Origin of the sequence: Pelomonas sp. CA6 (assembly GCF_022549225.1) — a bacterium.
GTDB lineage: Bacteria > Pseudomonadota > Gammaproteobacteria > Burkholderiales > Burkholderiaceae_C > Roseateles.
Genome location: NZ_JAKZFD010000007.1, coordinates 149,274 through 166,594 on the forward strand (window position 1 = coordinate 149,274; position 17,321 = coordinate 166,594).

19 protein-coding genes are annotated in these 17,321 nt (G+C 67.9%); 13 read left to right on the top strand and 6 right to left on the bottom strand.

The window, feature by feature from the left end; all coding sequences use genetic code 11:
- Nucleotide 1: 1 nt before the first annotated feature.
- Nucleotides 2-472, bottom strand: coding sequence for a tRNA (cytidine(34)-2'-O)-methyltransferase (locus LZ017_RS13355; protein WP_241397323.1), 471 nt, complete (start codon nt 470-472; stop codon nt 2-4).
- A gap of 19 nt (nt 473-491) precedes the next feature.
- The gene (locus LZ017_RS13360) at nt 492-1,181 is read right to left on the bottom strand and encodes a ComF family protein (RefSeq protein WP_241397324.1); all 690 of its coding nucleotides are present in this window, start codon (nt 1,179-1,181) and stop codon (nt 492-494) included.
- Nucleotides 1,182-1,275: 94 nt separating this feature from the next.
- Between LZ017_RS13360 and LZ017_RS13365 the strand changes: the two genes are divergently transcribed.
- The 7 genes from LZ017_RS13365 (at nt 1,276) to LZ017_RS13395 (ending at nt 7,288) form a co-directional block, all read left to right on the top strand.
- Nucleotides 1,276-2,241 carry a biotin synthase gene (locus LZ017_RS13365; protein ID WP_241397325.1) on the top strand — a complete coding sequence of 322 codons (966 nt, stop codon included), beginning with the start codon at nt 1,276-1,278 and terminating at the stop codon, nt 2,239-2,241.
- 253 nt (nt 2,242-2,494) lie between these two features.
- Nucleotides 2,495-3,682 carry a cytochrome c oxidase subunit II gene (gene coxB / locus LZ017_RS13370; protein WP_241397327.1) on the top strand — a complete coding sequence of 396 codons (1,188 nt, stop codon included), beginning with the start codon at nt 2,495-2,497 and terminating at the stop codon, nt 3,680-3,682.
- 27 nt (nt 3,683-3,709) lie between these two features.
- A complete protein-coding gene (gene ctaD, locus LZ017_RS13375; RefSeq protein WP_241397329.1) occupies nt 3,710-5,347 on the top strand; it encodes a cytochrome c oxidase subunit I in 1,638 nt (545 codons plus the stop codon).
- Between the two features lie 8 nt (nt 5,348-5,355).
- Nucleotides 5,356-5,478, top strand: coding sequence for a cytochrome oxidase small assembly protein (locus LZ017_RS13380; RefSeq protein ID WP_241397330.1), 123 nt, complete (start codon nt 5,356-5,358; stop codon nt 5,476-5,478).
- A gap of 12 nt (nt 5,479-5,490) precedes the next feature.
- The gene (locus LZ017_RS13385) at nt 5,491-6,084 is read left to right on the top strand and encodes a cytochrome c oxidase assembly protein (RefSeq protein ID WP_374109920.1); all 594 of its coding nucleotides are present in this window, start codon (nt 5,491-5,493) and stop codon (nt 6,082-6,084) included.
- Complete coding sequence (locus LZ017_RS13390; RefSeq protein ID WP_241397332.1) at nt 6,081-6,335, top strand: DUF2970 domain-containing protein; 255 nt, start codon at nt 6,081-6,083, stop codon at nt 6,333-6,335. Before LZ017_RS13385 ends, LZ017_RS13390 begins: the two co-directional genes overlap by 4 nt.
- 68 nt (nt 6,336-6,403) lie before the next feature.
- Nucleotides 6,404-7,288: a cytochrome c oxidase subunit 3 gene (locus tag LZ017_RS13395; protein ID WP_241397334.1), complete on the top strand. Its 885-nt coding sequence runs from the start codon at nt 6,404-6,406 to the stop codon at nt 7,286-7,288.
- Between the two features lie 112 nt (nt 7,289-7,400).
- On the opposite strand, the gene LZ017_RS13400 is transcribed toward LZ017_RS13395, so the two are convergent.
- Nucleotides 7,401-7,610, bottom strand: a complete 210-nt coding sequence (locus tag LZ017_RS13400) for a DUF2909 domain-containing protein (RefSeq protein WP_241397336.1) — start codon at nt 7,608-7,610, stop codon at nt 7,401-7,403.
- Between the two features lie 23 nt (nt 7,611-7,633).
- Between LZ017_RS13400 and LZ017_RS13405 the strand changes: the two genes are divergently transcribed.
- The 5 genes from LZ017_RS13405 to LZ017_RS13425 are packed head-to-tail and all read left to right on the top strand — an operon-like array spanning nt 7,634 to nt 11,655.
- Nucleotides 7,634-8,362, top strand: coding sequence for an SURF1 family protein (locus LZ017_RS13405; protein ID WP_241397337.1), 729 nt, complete (start codon nt 7,634-7,636; stop codon nt 8,360-8,362).
- Nucleotides 8,349-8,975 carry a hypothetical protein gene (locus tag LZ017_RS13410; RefSeq protein ID WP_241397339.1) on the top strand — a complete coding sequence of 209 codons (627 nt, stop codon included), beginning with the start codon at nt 8,349-8,351 and terminating at the stop codon, nt 8,973-8,975. The genes LZ017_RS13405 and LZ017_RS13410 overlap by 14 nt, the downstream gene beginning before the upstream one ends.
- 25 nt (nt 8,976-9,000) lie before the next feature.
- Nucleotides 9,001-10,146: a heme A synthase gene (locus tag LZ017_RS13415; RefSeq protein ID WP_241397340.1), complete on the top strand. Its 1,146-nt coding sequence runs from the start codon at nt 9,001-9,003 to the stop codon at nt 10,144-10,146.
- Nucleotides 10,143-11,051 carry a heme o synthase gene (gene cyoE, locus LZ017_RS13420; RefSeq protein ID WP_241397344.1) on the top strand — a complete coding sequence of 303 codons (909 nt, stop codon included), beginning with the start codon at nt 10,143-10,145 and terminating at the stop codon, nt 11,049-11,051. The genes LZ017_RS13415 and cyoE overlap by 4 nt, the downstream gene beginning before the upstream one ends.
- A gap of 1 nt (nt 11,052) precedes the next feature.
- Nucleotides 11,053-11,655, top strand: coding sequence for an SCO family protein (locus LZ017_RS13425; RefSeq protein WP_241397347.1), 603 nt, complete (start codon nt 11,053-11,055; stop codon nt 11,653-11,655).
- A 78-nt stretch (nt 11,656-11,733) separates the two neighbouring features.
- Here the strand turns inward: LZ017_RS13425 and rpoH are convergent, their stop codons facing one another.
- From rpoH to LZ017_RS13440, 3 genes are all read right to left on the bottom strand, one after another.
- Nucleotides 11,734-12,648: an RNA polymerase sigma factor RpoH gene (gene rpoH, locus LZ017_RS13430; protein ID WP_241397348.1), complete on the bottom strand. Its 915-nt coding sequence runs from the start codon at nt 12,646-12,648 to the stop codon at nt 11,734-11,736.
- A gap of 166 nt (nt 12,649-12,814) precedes the next feature.
- Nucleotides 12,815-13,336 (bottom strand): chemotaxis protein CheW, encoded by a 522-nt coding sequence (locus tag LZ017_RS13435; RefSeq protein WP_374109921.1) that lies wholly within the window; start codon nt 13,334-13,336, stop codon nt 12,815-12,817.
- 14 nt (nt 13,337-13,350) lie between these two features.
- Nucleotides 13,351-16,131 carry an ATP-binding protein gene (locus LZ017_RS13440; protein WP_241397352.1) on the bottom strand — a complete coding sequence of 927 codons (2,781 nt, stop codon included), beginning with the start codon at nt 16,129-16,131 and terminating at the stop codon, nt 13,351-13,353.
- Between the two features lie 619 nt (nt 16,132-16,750).
- On the opposite strand from LZ017_RS13440, the gene LZ017_RS13445 reads away from it, so the two are divergent.
- Nucleotides 16,751-17,272 (top strand): hypothetical protein, encoded by a 522-nt coding sequence (locus LZ017_RS13445; RefSeq protein WP_241397353.1) that lies wholly within the window; start codon nt 16,751-16,753, stop codon nt 17,270-17,272.
- Nucleotides 17,273-17,321: the final 49 nt, after the last annotated feature.

The following is a 17,321-nucleotide window of genomic DNA, read 5'->3' on the forward strand; positions in this document are numbered from 1 at the left end:
GTCAGGTCCCGCCGGCGTAGCCGTTCTGGCGCCAGCCTTCGAAGACCGAAACCGCCACCGCATTGCTCAGGTTCAGGCTGCGCTGGCCCGCGCGCATCGGCAGGCGCACGCGCTGCTCGAGCGGGAAGCGCTCGCGCAGCGCCGGCGGCAATCCGGCCGTCTCGCAACCGAACACCAGCCAGTCGCCTGGCTTCAGGCCCACCTCGGGCAGCAGCCGGCTGCCGTGCGTGGTGAACGCGAACATGCGCGCGGGATCGGGGCTGGCCTGCGCCAGGAAGGGCTCCCAGCCCGCGTGGCGACGCACTTCGGCGTACTCGTGGTAGTCCAGCCCGGCGCGCTGCAGCAGCCGGTCTTCCATCGAAAAGCCCAGCGGCTCGATGAGGTGCAGGCTGCAACCGGTGTTGGCGGCCAGGCGGATCACGTTGCCGGTGTTGGGTGGGATCTCGGGGTGGACGAGGACGATGTTGAACATGGCGGGCATCAGTCGGATGTCAGTCGGGCGTGCGTGCCAGGACCCAGGCCTGCACCTCGCGCGCGCCGGCGCGCCGCAGGGTGCGCGCGGCCTCGTGCAGCGTGGCGCCGCTGGTCATCACATCGTCCAGCAGTGCGACGCGCTGCCCGGACCAGTCCTGCGTCGCGGCGAACGCATGGCGCAGGTTGGCGGGCCGCTGGTCCAGCGCCAGCCGGGCTTGTTGCTCGGTGTGGCGGACGCGCAGCAGGCCCTCGGGGGCCAGCGCGCATTGTCGCCGCTGCGCGAGCGCGCGGGCGAGCTGCAGGCTCTGGTTGAAGCCGCGCTCACGCAGCCGTTCGCGGCTTAGCGGGATGGGAATCAGCACATCCACGCCGGCCGCGGTGTGCCGCTGCAGCGCCTCGTCCAGCAGCAGGCTCCACAGCGGCAGCAGGTCCAGCCCGGCACGGAATTTGTAGCGCTGGATCAGCGCGGCCCAGGGGAAGTCGTAGTCCAGTGCCGCGACGCAGGCCTGCAGCGGCGGCGGCGCCGTCAGGCAGTGGCCACAGACGGGCCCAGCCGATGGCGGCATGCGCAGCGCGCAGCGCTGGCAGCGGGGTGCCGGCGCCGCGAAGCGCTGCCGACAGCCGGGGCACAGACGCGCGGCGGACCAGCGGCGGCAGACCGCGCATTCCGTCGGCAGTTCGACCTTGGGCGGGCGAGGGCCAAGCATGGACCAATATACTTCCGCGATGTCCGGTGACCGCCTTTCTGCCGGGCCGGTGGCCCCGAACTCCGGGGCGCCGGCATCCGCGCCGCATGCCCGCGTGCAAGCCCCGAATCCCATCTCTTCCGCTCCTGTCGCCCCGTCCTCCTCCGCGCCGAGCGATTCGCGCGCCGATCCGCGCGCGGTCGACGCAGTTGCGGCGCGGCTGCAGCGCGACCGGCTGGCGCGGGCCGGGCAGGCGCCCTGGCTGCACGAGGACGTGGCGCAGCGCATGCTGGAGCGTTTGCCGCTGATCCGGCGCCAGCCCGGCCGCATCGTGCTCAGCTCGGCCTTGCTGGGCGGTGGACACGAGGGCCTGCGGGCCCTGTATCCGCAGGCACGCCAGCAGTGGTGGGAACACCGGCCCTTGGCGCTGGAGCGTGCCGGCGCGCTGCACCGCCGCCCGGGCCTGGGCGCGTTGTGGGGCTCGCTGCGCGGCGCGCCCACCGTGCAGGTGCTGCCGGCGCCGCCGCCCGGAGAAGCCGAGCTGCTGTGGTCCAACATGGAGCTGCACGCCGAGGCCGACAAGGCCGCGCTGCTGTCGCGCTGGCAGCAGGCGCTGGCCGTGGACGGCTTCCTGATGTTCTCCTGCCTGGGGCCCGACAGCCTGGTGGAGCTGCGCCCGCTGTTCGAGCAGGCCGGGTGGGGCGACCCGGCTCCGCAATGGACCGACATGCATGATCTGGGCGATCTGCTGGTGCAGGCGGGCTTTGCCGATCCGGTGATGGATCAGGAGCATGTGCGCCTGACCTGGGGGCGCGCCGAGGACCTGCTGCGCGACCTGCGCGCGCTGGGCGGCAACCTGGCGCCGGGTCGCCACGCCGGTCTGCGCACCCCGCGCTGGCATGGGCGTCTGCTGGCGGCGCTGGAAACCCTGCGCGGCGCGGATGGCCGGCTGGCGATGACGCTGGAGCTGGTGTATGGGCACGCCTTCAAGGCGCAGCCCCGGCTCAAGGTCCAGCCCGAGACTTCGGTGTCGCTGGACCAGATGCGCGCGATGGTGCGCCGCCCGTCCGACAAGACCTGACCCCTCGGGAATTTCCTGCCGCCGGGAGGGCGGCAGCGACGCGCAAAGGCCACAGCCCAGGCCGCGGGCGAACGCGGGCCTGGGCTAAACTCCGCCCAAAAAGAACTGGAGACAGCCTAGCCCAAGCCGCGTCTGCGCGCTTTGCGCAACATCAAGCGCAATACTCAGGGCTGCTGCGAATAGCACGGATGCAACAGGCCACCTAGCATGGGGTCTGTTCTTGCCTGGAAAGATTGGAACAAGAGTGACGACCATGACGAAGATGAACGCACAAGTGCATCCGCTGGGCCGCCGAATCGGTCAAGGGGCGCTGGCCCTTTGCACCCTTCTTGCCAGCCATGCGGCACTGGCGGTGAACGATCTGCCGGGTGGCCCCGCGGTCAACCAGATCAACCTGCATCCGCCGGTGACCAAGATCGCCAGCGAGCAGATCTGGCTGCACAACATGATGCTGGTCATCTGCCTGGGCATCTTCGTCGCCGTGTTCGGCGTGATGTTCTATTCCATCTTCAAGCACCGCAAGTCCAAGGGCGCCAAGCCGGCGAACTTCCACGAGAGCGTCAAGGTGGAAATCGCCTGGACCGTGGTGCCCTTCATCATCGTGATCCTGATGGCGCTGCCGGCGACCAAGGTGGTGGTCGCGATGAAGGACACGACCAACGCCGATCTCACGATCAAGGCCACCGGCTATCAGTGGAAATGGGGCTATGACTACCTGAAGGGCGAGGGCGAGGGCATCGGCTTCCTGTCCACGCTGGATGCCTCCCACCGCGCGATGTCCGATTCGGGCAAGCCGGCGCAGATCGACAACTACCTGCTGAAGGTGGACAACCCGCTGGTCGTGCCGGTGGGCAAGAAGGTGCGCATCATCACGACGGCCAACGACGTGATCCACGCCTGGATGGTGCCGGCCTTCGGCGTCAAGCAGGACGCGATCCCGGGCTTCGTGCGCGACACCTGGTTCAAGGCCGAGCAGGTTGGCGACTTCTATGGCCAATGCGCGGAGCTGTGCGGCAAGGAGCACGCCTACATGCCCATCCATGTGAAGGTGCTGTCGGCCGCCGATTACAGCGCCTGGGTCGCGGGCGAAAAGAAGAAGATGGCCGCCAAGGCCGACGATCCGACCAAGGAATGGAAGCTGGAAGAGCTGATCGCCCGCGGCGAGAAGGTCTACAACGCCAACTGCGCCGCCTGCCACCGGCCCGACGGCAAGGGCGCGGGCCCGATCAAGCCGCTGGATGGCTCGGCCATTGTGCTGTCCGACAACCATGGTGAGCAGGTTGACGTGCTCCTGAAGGGGCGCGCCAATGGGGCGATGCCGTCGTGGAAGCAGCTCAGCGACACCGAGATCGCCGCGGTGATCACCTACACCAAGAACAGCTGGTCCAACAAGACGGGCCAGGTCGTGCAGCCCGCCGAGATCGTGGCCGCCCGCAAGTAAACCCAGGACGTCAAACAAGGAATCGATATGAGTGCTGTGCTCGACCCTCACGGTCATGACGTTCATGGCCATGGTCACGGTCATGATGACCACCACCATGCGCCCTCGGGCTGGCGTCGCTGGGTGTTCGCCACCAACCACAAGGACATCGGAACGCTCTACCTGCTGTTCGCGTTCACGATGCTGATGGTCGGCGGCGTGCTGGCGCTGCTGATCCGCGCCGAGCTGTTCCAGCCGGGGCTTCAGTTCTTCAATCCCGAGCAGTTCAACCAGTTCACGACCATGCATGGTCTGATCATGGTGTTCGGCGCGATCATGCCGGCCTTCGTGGGCTTCGCGAACTGGATGATCCCGCTGCAGATCGGCGCGTCGGACATGGCCTTCGCGCGCATGAACAACTTCAGCTTCTGGCTGATGATCCCCGCGGCCATCATGCTGGTGGCCTCGTTCTTCATGCCCGGCGGCGCCCCAGCCGCGGGCTGGACGCTCTACGCGCCGCTGACGCTGCAGATGGGCCCGTCCATGGATGCGGGCATTTTCGCGATGCACATCCTGGGCGCCTCGTCCATCATGGGCTCGATCAACATCATCGTCACCATCCTGAACATGCGCGCGCCGGGCATGACGCTGATGAAGATGCCCATGTTCGCGTGGACCTGGCTGATCACCGCCTACCTGCTGATCGCGGTGATGCCCGTGCTGGCCGGCGCGATCACGATGACGCTGACCGACCGCCACTTCGGCACCAGCTTCTTCAGCCCTGCTGGCGGCGGCGACCCGGTGATGTACCAGCACATCTTCTGGTTCTTCGGTCACCCCGAGGTCTACATCATGATCCTGCCGGCCTTCGGCATCATCAGCCAGATCGTGCCGGCCTTCGCGCGCAAGAAGCTGTTCGGCTACGCCTCCATGGTGTACGCCACGGCCTCTATCGCGATCCTGTCGTTCATCGTGTGGGCCCACCACATGTTCGCCACTGGCATGCCGGTGACGGGCCAGCTGTTCTTCATGTACGCGACCATGCTGATCGCGGTGCCCACCGGCGTGAAGATCTTCAACTGGCTGGCGACGATGTGGCGCGGTTCGATGACCTTCGAGGTCCCGATGCTGTGGGCCATCGGCTTCATCTTCGTGTTCACGATGGGTGGCTTCACGGGCTTGATCTGCGCGATGGCGCCGATCGACATCCAGATCCAGGACACCTATTACGTCGTGGCCCACTTCCACTACGTGCTGGTGGCCGGCTCGCTGTATGCGCTGTTCGCCGGTGTGTACTACTGGGGTCCGAAGTGGACCGGCGTGATGTACAACGAGTTCCTGGGCAAGGTGCACTTCTGGGGGTCGCTGATCTTCTTCAACGTCACCTTCTTCCCGATGCACTTCCTGGGCTTGGCTGGCATGCCGCGCCGCTATGCCGACTACTCGCTGCAGTTCGCCGACTTCAACGCGATCGCGTCGATCGGTGCCTTCGGCTTCGGCTTGATGCAGGTGTTCTTCTTCCTGGCCATCGTCGTCCCGATGATGCGTGGCAAGGGCAAGCCCGCGCCGCAGAAGCCCTGGGAAGCGGCCGAGGGCCTGGAGTGGGAAGTGCCGTCGCCGGCGCCCTTCCACACCTATGAAACCCCGCCCAAGCTGGACGCCACCGCCACCCGGGTGATCGGCTGAGGTCTGGCATGAGCAGCAGCACCACCCCCGAGCAACGCAGGAGCAATCTGCGCCTGGCGCTGGTCCTGGCCAGCGTGGCCGCCGCGTTCGCGGTGGGCTTCGTGGTCAAGATCGCCTTCCTGGGCGCCTGAGGAGAGGGCCGGATGAGCGGCTGGATGTCCAAGGGCTTGCGCAGGGACAACCTGCGCATGGTCGGCAAGCTGGTCGTCGTGACCGCGCTGATGTTCGGCTTCGGCTATGCGCTGGTGCCGCTCTACCGGGCGGTGTGCACGGCGCTGGGCATCAACGTGCTGTCGCTGAGCGAGCGCCAGCACGTGGTCCGCAAGGACGATCTGAAGAACACCCAGATCGACACCAGCCGCAAGATCACCGTGGAGTTCGACGCCAATGCCCGCGGCCCCTGGGACTTCAAGCCGGCGGTGAGCCACCTGGAGGTCCATCCGGGCGAGCTGACCACGGTGATGTACGAGTTCCGCAATGTGCAGTCACGCACCATGTCGGCCCAGGCCATCCCCAGCTATGCCCCCAAGCAGGCGACCGCGCACTTCAACAAGCTGGAGTGCTTCTGCTTCAACGAGTACACGCTGGCGCCGGGCGAGCGCAAGCAGTGGCCGGTGGTCTTCGTGATCGACCCCAAGCTGCCGCGCGACGTCAAGACCATCACTTTGTCCTACACCTTCTTCGAGGTGGCGGGCAAGAAGCAGGCCGCGGCGGCGCCGGCGAAGGGGGTGCTTTGAGCAGCAATCGGGACCTGAAGCCGGGCGAGGATTTGCGCCAGGCGGTGGCCCGCAAGGGCTCTTTCCTGGGCACGCTGCGCGCCGTGGCGTGGTCCTTCTTCGGCGTGCGCAAGGGCGCGGGCTACGAGAAGGACATCGCGCAGCTCAACCCCGTGCACGTGATCATCGCCGGGGTGCTGGCCGCCGCGCTGTTCGTGCTGGCGCTGGTGTTGTTGGTGAACTGGGTGATTGCGAGCGGTGCCGCCGCCTGACGCGGTGGCCGCCCCATTTATTTGACAGAACGAATCAACGCGAACGTTTGAGTTCGAGGAGAACAGGCATGTCGGCAGCGACGACCCACGGGAAGACTCCCTACTACTTCGTGCCCGGACCGTCCCGGCACCCGGTGATGGCCGCGTTCGGGCTGTTCTGGGTGATCCTGGGCGCGGGCCAATGGATCAACGGCCATGGCTGGGGGGCTTACTCCTTGCTGTTCGGCCTGCTGTGGTGGGCCTTTGTGCTCAAGCAGTGGTTCGGCGACGCGATCCGCGAAAGCGAAGGCGGCCTCTACAGCGACCGCATCGACGTCTCCTACCGCTGGAGCATGGGCTGGTTCATCTTCTCGGAGGTGATGTTCTTCGCCGCGTTCTTCGGCGCGCTGTACTGGGCGCGTGCCCATGCGGTGCCCGCGCTGGGCAGCCTGGACAACGCGCTGCTGTGGCCCGATTTCAAGGCCCTGTGGCCCAGCCAGGCGGCCGGCATGACCGCGTCGCCGGCCGGCACCGTGGAGCCCTTCCAGATCATGGGCCCCTGGCCCATCCCGACGATCAACACGGCGCTGCTGCTGACCTCGGGCGTCACGCTGACCATCGCCCATCACGCGCTGATCGCCGGCAACCGCGGCAAGACCATCGCCTTCATGTGGCTCACCGTGCTGCTGGGCATCGTCTTCCTCGGCTTTCAGGGCTATGAGTACGCGCATGCCTACAAGGACCTGAACCTGAAGCTGAGTTCCGGCATCTATGGTTCGACCTTCTTCATGCTGACCGGCTTCCACGGCTTCCACGTGTTCGTCGGCATGCTGATGCTGCTGTTCATCACGCTGCGCCTGATGAAGGGCCACTTCACGCCCGAACGCCATTTCGGCTTCGAAGGTGCGGCCTGGTACTGGCACTTCGTCGACGTGGTCTGGCTGGGCCTGTACATCGTCGTCTACTGGATGTGAGTGCGGGCGGGCAGCGGGTTCGCCCGCCGCCATGCGACGACGCAAAAGCGCCGCATCCCGCGGCGCTTTTCGTTGGCGCAACGGCCCGGGCCGTTGCGCGACACAGGCGGGGCTACTGGCCGACCGGGATGCCCGAAGGCTTGATCCAGCCCATCCAGTAACTCAACAGCACGAACAGGAAGAGGGCGATGGACAGCGCCACGCGCAGCCCCAGCGCACGGGCCATGTGGCCCTGGCGCGAGCCGCGCTTGAGCATGAACAGGCCGGCCGCCGCCAGCGCGCCGAGAATCGCCAGCAGGGCCAGGATCATGAGGATCTTCATGGGCATCGATTATTTCACCGCCAATGACTGAGCAGGGACGTCGCCGGTGGATCCTGGTCGCTGCGCTGCTGGGCAGCGCGCTGACCGCGAGCCTGGGCTTGTGGCAGCTCGACCGCGCGGCGCAGAAGCGGGCACTGCAGCAGGCCATCGCGCGGCAGGCCGAGAGGCCGGCGCTGGACAATGCCGCGCTACGCGGCGAGGCTGGCGAGGTGCATCGCGCCGCGCAACTGCAAGGGCAGTGGGTGGCCGAGCGCAGCGTCTGGCTGGACAACCGGCCGATGGACGGGCGCGTCGGTTTCATCGTCGTGACGCCGCTGCGTCTGAGCGGGCGCTCCGACGCCATCCTGGTCCAGCGCGGCTGGGCGCCGCGCAACGCCGCCGACCGCAGCGCGCTGCCGCCGCTGTCGACGCCACCGGGCGAACAACGCATTGCCGGGCGCTTGGCCGCTGCCCCGTCGCGGTTGTTCGAGCTGGGTGCGGGGCAGGGCGGTCCGATCCGGCAGAATCTGGACTTGGCCGCCTTTGGGTCCGAGACGGGACTCAGGCTGGTGCCGCTGGTCCTGCTGCAGACCGACACGGCCGGTGACGGTCTGCGGCGCGACTGGCCCGCCCCCACCGTCGACATCCACAAACACTACGGCTATGCCGTTCAATGGTTTGCGCTGGCCGCGCTGATCCTGGGTCTCTATGTCTGGTTCCAACACCTCCTCCCGAGACGACGTGCCCGACGCACTGTCCATGACCGTTCATAGCCTGCCTTCGTCCGGCAGCCCGCGGCGTTCGCTGCTGCAGATGTGGCTGGTGATCGCGGTCTGCGCGGCGCCGGTGATCGCGTCCTACTACAGCTTTTACGTGCTCAAGCCGCATGGCAGCGCCTACAGCGAGCTGATTCAGCCCGCCGTCGAGCTGCCCGCAGAGCTGCCGCTGCGCGACCTGCAGGGCCGGCCCGTGGCCGCCTCGTCGCTGAAGGGCCAATGGCTGCTGATCACGGTGCAGGACGGCGCCTGCGACACGGCCTGCGAGCGCATGCTCTTCATGCAGCGCCAGCTGCGCGACATGCTGGGCAAGGAGCGCGACAAGCTGGATAAGCTCTGGCTCATCCCCGATGACGCACCGCTGCGTCCCGAACTACTGAAGGCGCTGGACCAGGGCGTCGCGCCCACGCTGCTGCGCGTGCCGCGCGAGGCGCTGCAGGGCTGGCTCAAGCCCGAGACGGGCCACGCCTACGGCGAGCACCTGTTTCTGGTCGATCCGCTGGGGCGCTGGATGATGCGCTCGCCGGCGGCGCCCGACCCCAGCCGCTTCAAGAAAGACCTGGACCGCCTGATCAAGGCCAATGCCGGCTGGGACCGGCCGGGGCGCTGAGCGCCTCGCCCATGCATGACCCGCGATGAACGGCTTTGACTTCGACCCCCTGCTGCGGCTGCTGGTGCTGGGCGCGCTGCTGGGCGGCGGGCCGCTGCTGTGGTGGCGGCTGCGCGAGCGCGGCGCGCCGCTGCCCCGGCGGCTGCGCGCGCTCACGTTGCTGACCTTGTTCCTGACCTTCGACCTGGTCGTGTTCGGCGCCTTCACGCGCCTGACCGACTCCGGTTTGGGCTGCCCGGACTGGCCGGGCTGCTATGGCAGCGCATCGCCGCTGGGCGCGCGCGACGAGATCCACGCGGCGCAGAGTGCCATGCCCACCGGCCCGGTCACCCATGGCAAGGCCTGGGTGGAGATGATCCACCGCTACCTGGCCAGTGCCGTGGGCTTCCTGATCCTGGTGCTCGCGCTGCTGAGCTGGAGGGCGCGCAAGGCCCTGCCGGTGTCGCCCTGGTGGGCCACCGTCTCGCTGGTCTGGGTCTTGGTGCAGGGCCTGTTCGGCGCGCTGACGGTGACGATGAAGCTTTTCCCCGCCATCGTCACCCTGCACCTGCTGGGCGGCATGGGGCTGCTGATGCTGCTGGCCTGGCAGGCCCAGGGCTATGCGCCGCAGCCGCTGGCCGCCTCGGCGCGACTGCGTCTGGCGGCATGGGCGGTCTGGGGCCTGTGCCTGGCGCAGGTGGCGCTGGGCGGCTGGGTCAGCACCAACTACGCCGTGCTGGCCTGCAGCGACTTCCCCACCTGCCAGGGGCAATGGTGGCCGGCGATGGACTTCGCGCACGGCTTCACGCTGTGGCGCCCGTTGGGCGCGGGGCGGGATGGCGGCTTCCTGCCGTTTGCTGCGCTGACGGCCATTCACATGGTCCACCGCCTCGGCGCGCTGCTTGTGCTTACGGCCTTGCTGGGCCTGGCGGCCGGGTTGTGGCGCCAGGGCGGCGTCGAAGGCCGGCGCTGGGCGGGGCGGCTGCTGGCCGTGGCGGCCTGGCAGCTGCTGTCCGGGCTGTCCAACGTCGTGCTGGACTGGCCGCTGGTCGCGGCGCTGGCCCATACCGGCGGAGCCGCGGCCTTGCTGACCCTTCTGAGTTTCCTACTGGCGCGGCTGCGACAGGCGCGCCCGGCGACGTCGGCGGCCACCAGCCGCGGCGCCGTGCAACCGATCCGTTCGATGTCATGAATCCTCCCGCAATGACCGCCCCGCGCGCCTCGCGCTGGCAGCAGTACTACCAGCTCACCAAGCCGCGTGTGGTGCAGCTGATCGTCTTTTGCGCCGTGATTGGCATGGCGCTGGCCATCCCCGGTTGGCCCAGTCTCCAGCAATGGCGCGTGATGCTCGCGGCCACCGTGGGCATCTGGTTGGTGGCCGGCGCGGCCGCGGCTTTTAACTGCCTGATCGAGCAGGAGATCGACGCGCGCATGAAGCGCACCGCCTGGCGCGCGACAGCCAAGGGCGAGCTCAGCCGCGTGCAGACGCTGCTGTTCTCCGGCGTGCTGTGCGGGCTGGGCATGCTGCTGTTGCTGTGGGAGGTGAATGCGCTGACCATGTGGCTGACCTTCGCCACCTTTGTCGGCTATGCGGTGATCTACACCGTGGTGCTCAAGCCCATGACGCCGCAGAACATCGTGATCGGCGGGGCGTCCGGCGCGATGCCGCCAGTGCTGGGCTGGGCCGCGGTGCGCGGCGACCTGGGGCCCGAGGCTTGGCTGCTGTGCCTGATCATCTTCCTGTGGACGCCGCCGCACTTCTGGGCGCTGGCGCTCTACCGCAGCGAGGATTACCGCAAGGCCGGCCTGCCCATGCTGCCCGTGACCCATGGCAACGAGTACACGCGGCTGCAGGTCATGCTCTACACCTGGGTGCTGCTGGCCGCGACCCTGCTACCCTTTCTGACCGGCATGAGCGGCTGGATCTACCTGGCCGCCGCGCTGGGGCTGGGGTTGCGCTTCTGTCATTACGCTTGGCGGCTGTGGCGCAGCTATTCCGACGAATTGGCGCGAGCCACCTTCCGTTTTTCGATCTGGCATCTGGCGCTGCTGTTCGCCGCGCTGCTGCTGGACCACTACCTGCTTCCCTGGATGTGAGATGACGACTCGACGACTGCTGCTGGCCGCGCTGGGGGCGGCGGCCCTTCTGACCGCTTGCGACAAGGCCGCCACGCCCAGCGCCTCCTTCCAGGGCGTGGACCTGAGCGGGGCCGCCTATGCGCGCGGCTTCAGCCTGCCCGATCAGGATGGGCAGCTGCGCAGCCTTGCCGATTTCAAGGGCAAGGTGGTGGTGGTGTTCTTTGGCTTCACGCAGTGCCCCGATGTCTGCCCGACGACGCTGATGGAGCTGGCCCAGGTCAAGAAGGCGCTGGGGCCGCAGGGCGACAAGGTGCAGGGGGTGTTCATCACCGTGGACCCCGAGCGCGACACGCCAGAGCTGTTGAAGCCCTATCTCGCCAGCTTCGACGAAAGCTTCATCGCGCTGCGCGGCAGCCCGGACCAGCTCAAGGAGGTGGCCAAGGAGTTCAAGGTCTATTACGCCAAGGTACCGGGCAAGACGCCGGACAGCTACACCATGGACCACACCGCGGCCAGCTTCCTGTTCGATACCCAGGGCCGCGTGCGCGTGTTCTCGCGCTATGGCGCCGGGGCACAGGCGCTGACGGCGGACATCAAGACGCTGCTCGCCGAGGCGGGTTAAAAACCAGGGACGGCGCGCGGCCGTCCCGGTTCCTGGGGCGCCGTGGGACCGGCGCCCTCGCGTGCCAGAAAAGAGCCCTCAGGCGGGGGTGAGCGCCTTGCGCATCTTCTTCATCGCGGCGACTTCGATCTGACGGATGCGCTCGGCGCTGACGCCGTACTCCGCGGCCAGTTCATGCAGGGTCATGCCGCCACTGGCGTCGTCGTTGACCTTCAGCCAGCGCTCTTCGACGATGCGACGGCTGCGCGGGTCCAGCACGTCGAGCGCGCGCTTCAGTCCCTCGCCGGCCAGGGCATCGCGCGAGCGCGCCTCCAGCACCCGCGTGGGTTCCTGCGAGTCGTCGGCCAGGTAGGCAATGGGCGCGAAGCTCTCGCCGTCGTCGTCGCTCGGGGCTTCCAGCGCCACGTCGCCGCCCGAGAGACGGGTCTCCATCTCCAGAACCTCTTCGCGCTTGACCTTCAGCTGCGCCGCGACCTGTTCCAGCTCGGCTTCGCTGAGGGTGCTGCGGTGGCTTTGATCGTCGGACGCGTCTTCCTTCAGGCTGTGCTTCATCGAGCGCAGGTTGAAGAAGAGCTTGCGCTGGGCCTTGGTCGTCGCGACCTTGACCATGCGCCAGTTGCGCAGGATGTATTCGTGGATTTCGGCCTTGATCCAGTGCATCGCGTAGGACACGAGGCGCACACCCTGGTCGGGATCGAAGCGCTTGACGGCCTTCATCAGGCCCACGTTGCCTTCCTGGATCAGGTCGCCCTGCGGCAGGCCATACCCCAGGTATTGGCGCGAGATCGCGACCACCAGGCGCAGGTGCGACATCACCAGACGGCCGGCGGCATCCAGGTCGCCCTTTTCACGCAGGCGGCGTGCGTAGTCCTGCTCTTCCTCGGGGGTGAGCAGGGGCACACGGTTCACGGCCGAGATATAGGCGTCCAGGTTGCCCAGCGAGGGCACCAGAGCCCAGGGATCACGCACGGTCAAGGCAAGGCTTTGGGACATGGTTCTCGGTCTCCTGCGTACCAACTTGGTACGACGCAACAATATTAGCACTCCTGATTGAGGAGTGCTAATCGCTGAAATCTGAAGAAGACTTCGGCGTTTCCGAGATTTTTAGTTTGTATCTACTAACCTGTGAAGGCCCGTGAATACAGGCTGCTGCAGAGGATCAGTCCACCAGGCCGAAGTCGGGGCTGGCGACCATGCCTTCGATGTCCAGCAGGATCAGCATGCGCTCGCCGATCTTGCCCAGGCCGGTGATGTAGCGGCTGTCCAGGGCCGCGCCCAGCTCAGGAGGCGGGCGCACATCGCCGGCGGACAGGGTCAGCACGTCCGACACGGAGTCCACCACCATGCCCACCACGCGCGAATGGACGTTCAGCACGATCACGACGGTGAAGCTGCTGATCTCGGCTTCGCATCCCAGGCGCAAGCGCAGGTCGACGATGGGGACGATCACGCCACGCAGATTGACCACGCCCTTGACGAAGGCCGGGGCGTTGGCGATGCGTGTGGGCGGCTCATAGGAGCGGATCTCCTGGACCTTGAGGATGTCGATGCCGTATTCCTCCGGGCCGACCCGGAAGCTGAGCACCTGACGCTCATCCATGGTGGCGACGTCGGTCGAGGCTGCGGCTCCCGCGGGGACCAACGCCTGCGGACCGGATTCGACCAAGGCCTTGCTGCTCATTTCTCGCTCTGCTCCTAACGCGATTGCTGAGCGTCCATTGTGCCTGGGGAAGCGCTTTCCTGCGCCGGCAGAGGCAGGCGAAGCGTGAACTCCGTGCCTTCCTGCACTGTGCTGGACACCTCCAGCCGCCCGCCCATCAGCTCGCAAAGTCGCTGCGCGATGACCAGGCCGATGCCGGTGCCGGGGACCGGGCCGTCCTCGCGTCCCAGGCGGTTGAAGGGCTGGAACAGCTGGGCCAACTGCTCCGGGGTCATGCCGAGTCCGGTGTCGCGCACGCGGACCTCGATGGCGGAGCCATCGTCCGACCGCCGCGTGCCGACATGGACGCGGCCGCCCTCCACGTTGTACTTGATCGCGTTGCTGAGCAGATTGGTCAGCACCTGGCGCAGCCGCAGCGGGTCGGCGAGCACCACGGTCGCGTCCGGAGCGACCTCCAGCGCAACCTGGACTCCTCGCTGGGCCCGCTCCGCTTCGACCAGCGACAGGCATTGGCGCAGTTGCTCCGTCAGGTCCAGGGCGGCCGGCTCCACGCGGTACTGGCCGGACTCGATGCGTGCCAGGTCCAGGGTGTCGTTGATCATCTCCAGCAGATGCCAGCCGGCCTGCTGGATGTGCATCACCGCGTTGCGCTGGCGCTCGCTGAGCGGCTGGCTGCGGTCCATGTCCAGCAGCTGAGCGAAGCCCAGCATGGCGTTCAGCGGGGTTCGCAGTTCGTGGCTCATGCGCGAGACGAAGTCCGACTTGGCCTGGCTGGCCGCTTCGGCCTTGGTGCGCTCGCGGTCGGCCTGCTGGCGCTTCAGCTCCTCGCTGACGTCGGCGACCACACCCACCAGCCGGTAGGGCTGCTGCTGCGCGTCGCGCAGCAGGCTGACCGTGACCCGCACCTGGCGGATCTGGCCGTCCCTGGCGAGATAGCGCTTGAGCCGGCTGTAGCGATCAATGCGTCCGTCCAGCAGCTGCTGGATCAACGGCTGGTCCCCGGCGCGGTCCTCCGGGTGGGTGATCGCGGTGATGGTGAGCCGCTTCAGCTCGTCGGCGCTGTAGCCAAGCAGCCGGCAGAAATAGGGGTTGGTCTCCTGAGGGTGCAGTTGCAGATCGGTGAAGACCACCCCCACGGGGGCGTGCTCCACGATGCCGCGGAAGCGCTGCTCGCTCTCGCGCAGCGCCAGCGTGGCCTGCTCGCGCGCGGTCATCTCCTGCTGCAGCTGGGCGGTGCGCTGGCGCACCAGCTCGGCGACGCGTGCCGCCCGGCCGCTGATGCTCAGCAGCAGCATGCCCAGCAGCGCGATGCACAGCAGCCCGGCGATAGCGAAGGCCAGCCCGGCCGCGCTGGCCCCGGTCTGCAGCGCCTGCTGCGTGTACACGCGCAGCGACCATTGCCGACCTGCATAGGCGAGGCGGCGTGACATCTGCAGATGGCCCTCGTCCAGCCGTTCGCAACCCGGGTCCCCCGCCAGCGGTTGCGCTTGTTGGCCGGGGTCCAGGTCCGTCAGGCAGTAGCGCAGCGGTGTGCTGCCGCGTTCCGGGTGGTCGCGTACCTTGTCCAGCAGCAGCCCAGGACGCAGGGCCACGAAGGCCAGCCCCAGCGGGGCGGTGCCGGGGCTGTCGGTCAGTGCGGGGCGGACCGCCCGATAGATCACCACGCCATGCACGGGCCCCTGGTCCTGACTGAGCGGAAAGCCGGCACTCGCCTCGGGCAGGCCGCTTGCGAGTGCGCGGTCCTGCGCGTCTCGGGCCACCGGGACGCTGCGCACATTGACCCCCAACGCGCCGGCATTCAGAGGCAGAGGCCATATCAGGCGTATCGCCAGGGCGTCCTCGGTCGCAGGCGGCTGAAAGTCGCCGGGACGCCCACGGTCGTGGACGTGGAAGTCCGCCAGCCCGTCTTGCCGGGCCGCCTGTTCGAAGCCTTCGCGCTGCCCGACCGGGACGCGCTCCGCCCAGCCGACCGCGATGACGGCCTCGCTGCCCGACAGCCGTGATTCGCTGACGCGGCGGAAGGCGGCGCTGCCCAGGTCTGGCGCCACCATCATCAGGCCCTGCGTGGCATCCAGCAGTGCCAGGGGACGCCGCAGCTCGACCTCCATCAGGTTCAGCAGGTGGCCGGCGTCGCGGTCGAAGGCATGGCGTGCCCGTTCGTGCTCGCTTTGCATGACGTAGCGCGTGGCGAGGACCAGCAGCAGGCTCGCCAGCAGCAGGGGCAGGGCGACGCTGAAACGCCGCGGCGCCCAGACGCTGCGCGGCTGCGCCAGCAGCGTCAGCGCGATGGGGGTTCCCAGCAGCACGCCCATGGTGTCGCCTCCCCACCATTGCAGCCAATGCGTCAGCACGCGCTCGGGACCGATCGCACCGGTCAGCCACAGGCCGGCCACAGACAAGGTGGGACTGAGCAGGCAGACCGGCCCCGCGCCGGCCAGGAAGAACCGCAGCAGGTCCGCCGGATCGGTCAGCGTCAGCGGCTGACTGACCAGGCGGCGCACCCACGCCGCCCCCAGCCCTGCCTGCAGGGTCGCGCCCAGCGCGATCAATGCCGGGCTGAGAACCGCGACGTGGCCACGCTCCAGGGCCAGCAGCACATTGACGGTGAAGGCCCCCAGCGCCACGCCGGCCAGCATGCGCGGTCCCAGACAGAGCACGGCGGCGAGTGCCAGCCCGGCGGGCGGATAGACCGGCGCCGCGTAATCAGGAGGGATGGTGAGCCGCAGCGCCAGCAGGCCCAGCAGCGCGTAGGCCGCGGCCATCGCCAGCACCTGCAGCGGATGCGCGCTAGACGGTGGCGGTTCATTCGACGTCATATGGTCCTTGGCATGGCTGCTCTCGGAGTGCCTCCGGGCAAGTCGACCGGGGCGGCCCCGTTGCCCTTGAGGCTAACGGCAAAGCGCCCCTGATGAGGGGGGGAAATACCGGGTGTGGCCCCCGGTTCTTCACTCATGGACCTGGCGCCGGACTTGGGTTCGGGCCGCAAGGGTGGGCCTCCCAACCTCCCCTCGTTCTGTCCCTCCGCCCATGGGGCAAGGTCCCCCAGTCCGGGGGCGGGGCCGGCGAAAGAAGCTGCGACTTGGTGATTTCAAAGTGCATGTCGGTGCAACAAATCTACCGGTCGTGACATTCCGTCAGCGGCTTGGCGGCGCTGCCTAGAGTGCCACCCTAAATCGCTATCCCTGTGTCTCTGACAGCAGTCAAGGCACATGGCGCATCACCCAGATGGGTCAGTCGGGTCCTCGAGAGCGGGGACGCGATGGGGTGGACGAGGGGTCCGGTACCGCAAGGCAGCGGCGGCAGTTCCGGTGGGGTCCAGGAATCGCGCTGTCGGTCAGTTGTTGGGGAAACGCCATGAATCAAAAGGGATCAGAACGTCGTGGAACGGGACTGGGCTGGGCAGGCGCGCTGCGGGCGTCCTGCCTGATGGCCTGGATGATGACCCTGATGCTCGCCGGAACGGCCCATGCGCTGTCGCCGGGCCAGCAGGCCGCGGCGGAGCAGGCGGCACAGGCGGCCAAGCCGGCGGCCGCGCCGATGCTGAAGTCCGAGCTGCAGCAGTTCCTGGTCACGGTCGAGAAGGGCGAGACGGTGTTCAAGCCGGTGGGCGAGGTCAAGCCCGGGGACCTGATCGAGTACCGCGCCGTCTACACCAACGTGGGCAAGGCGGCGGTGTCCGAGGTGGTGGTGGACCTCCCCATCCCCGAAGCAACGGAATACCAGCCCAGGACGGCACGACCGGCCGGCGTGCTGGCGGCGGTCGTGGGACGCAACTTCGCGCCCGAGCCGCTGATGCGCGATGCAGCCAATGGCAAGAAGGAGCCGGTGCCCTACGCGGAGTACCGGCGGCTGCGCTGGGTGATCGGCAAGATCGCCCCGGGCGCAAAGACGACGGTGACGATGCGTGTGCGCGTTGCCGAAGGGGTGGCGGAGCAAACGGCGCAAGCCAAGAAGTGATCCGCCCCTGTTGAGGGTTCTCCACCCGTAGCGGGCGTTCGCTCGCGTT

What these genes read in the sequence shown, in the direction of transcription:
- LZ017_RS13355 (WP_241397323.1), bottom strand. Translation starts at nt 472, where the DNA reads ATGTTCAACATCGTCCTCGTCCACCCCGAGATCCCACCCAACACCGGC.
- LZ017_RS13360 (WP_241397324.1), bottom strand. Translation starts at nt 1,181, where the DNA reads ATGCTTGGCCCTCGCCCGCCCAAGGTCGAACTGCCGACGGAATGCGCG.
- coxB (WP_241397327.1), top strand. Translation starts at nt 2,495, where the DNA reads ATGACGAAGATGAACGCACAAGTGCATCCGCTGGGCCGCCGAATCGGT.
- ctaD (WP_241397329.1), top strand. Translation starts at nt 3,710, where the DNA reads ATGAGTGCTGTGCTCGACCCTCACGGTCATGACGTTCATGGCCATGGT.
- LZ017_RS13380 (WP_241397330.1), top strand. Translation starts at nt 5,356, where the DNA reads ATGAGCAGCAGCACCACCCCCGAGCAACGCAGGAGCAATCTGCGCCTG.
- LZ017_RS13385 (WP_374109920.1), top strand. Translation starts at nt 5,491, where the DNA reads ATGAGCGGCTGGATGTCCAAGGGCTTGCGCAGGGACAACCTGCGCATG.
- LZ017_RS13395 (WP_241397334.1), top strand. Translation starts at nt 6,404, where the DNA reads ATGTCGGCAGCGACGACCCACGGGAAGACTCCCTACTACTTCGTGCCC.
- LZ017_RS13400 (WP_241397336.1), bottom strand. Translation starts at nt 7,610, where the DNA reads ATGAAGATCCTCATGATCCTGGCCCTGCTGGCGATTCTCGGCGCGCTG.
- LZ017_RS13405 (WP_241397337.1), top strand. Translation starts at nt 7,634, where the DNA reads ATGACTGAGCAGGGACGTCGCCGGTGGATCCTGGTCGCTGCGCTGCTG.
- LZ017_RS13410 (WP_241397339.1), top strand. Translation starts at nt 8,349, where the DNA reads ATGACCGTTCATAGCCTGCCTTCGTCCGGCAGCCCGCGGCGTTCGCTG.
- LZ017_RS13415 (WP_241397340.1), top strand. Translation starts at nt 9,001, where the DNA reads ATGAACGGCTTTGACTTCGACCCCCTGCTGCGGCTGCTGGTGCTGGGC.
- cyoE (WP_241397344.1), top strand. Translation starts at nt 10,143, where the DNA reads ATGAATCCTCCCGCAATGACCGCCCCGCGCGCCTCGCGCTGGCAGCAG.
- LZ017_RS13425 (WP_241397347.1), top strand. Translation starts at nt 11,053, where the DNA reads ATGACGACTCGACGACTGCTGCTGGCCGCGCTGGGGGCGGCGGCCCTT.
- rpoH (WP_241397348.1), bottom strand. Translation starts at nt 12,648, where the DNA reads ATGTCCCAAAGCCTTGCCTTGACCGTGCGTGATCCCTGGGCTCTGGTG.
- LZ017_RS13435 (WP_374109921.1), bottom strand. Translation starts at nt 13,336, where the DNA reads ATGAGCAGCAAGGCCTTGGTCGAATCCGGTCCGCAGGCGTTGGTCCCC.
- LZ017_RS13440 (WP_241397352.1), bottom strand. Translation starts at nt 16,131, where the DNA reads ATGACGTCGAATGAACCGCCACCGTCTAGCGCGCATCCGCTGCAGGTG.
- LZ017_RS13445 (WP_241397353.1), top strand. Translation starts at nt 16,751, where the DNA reads ATGATGACCCTGATGCTCGCCGGAACGGCCCATGCGCTGTCGCCGGGC.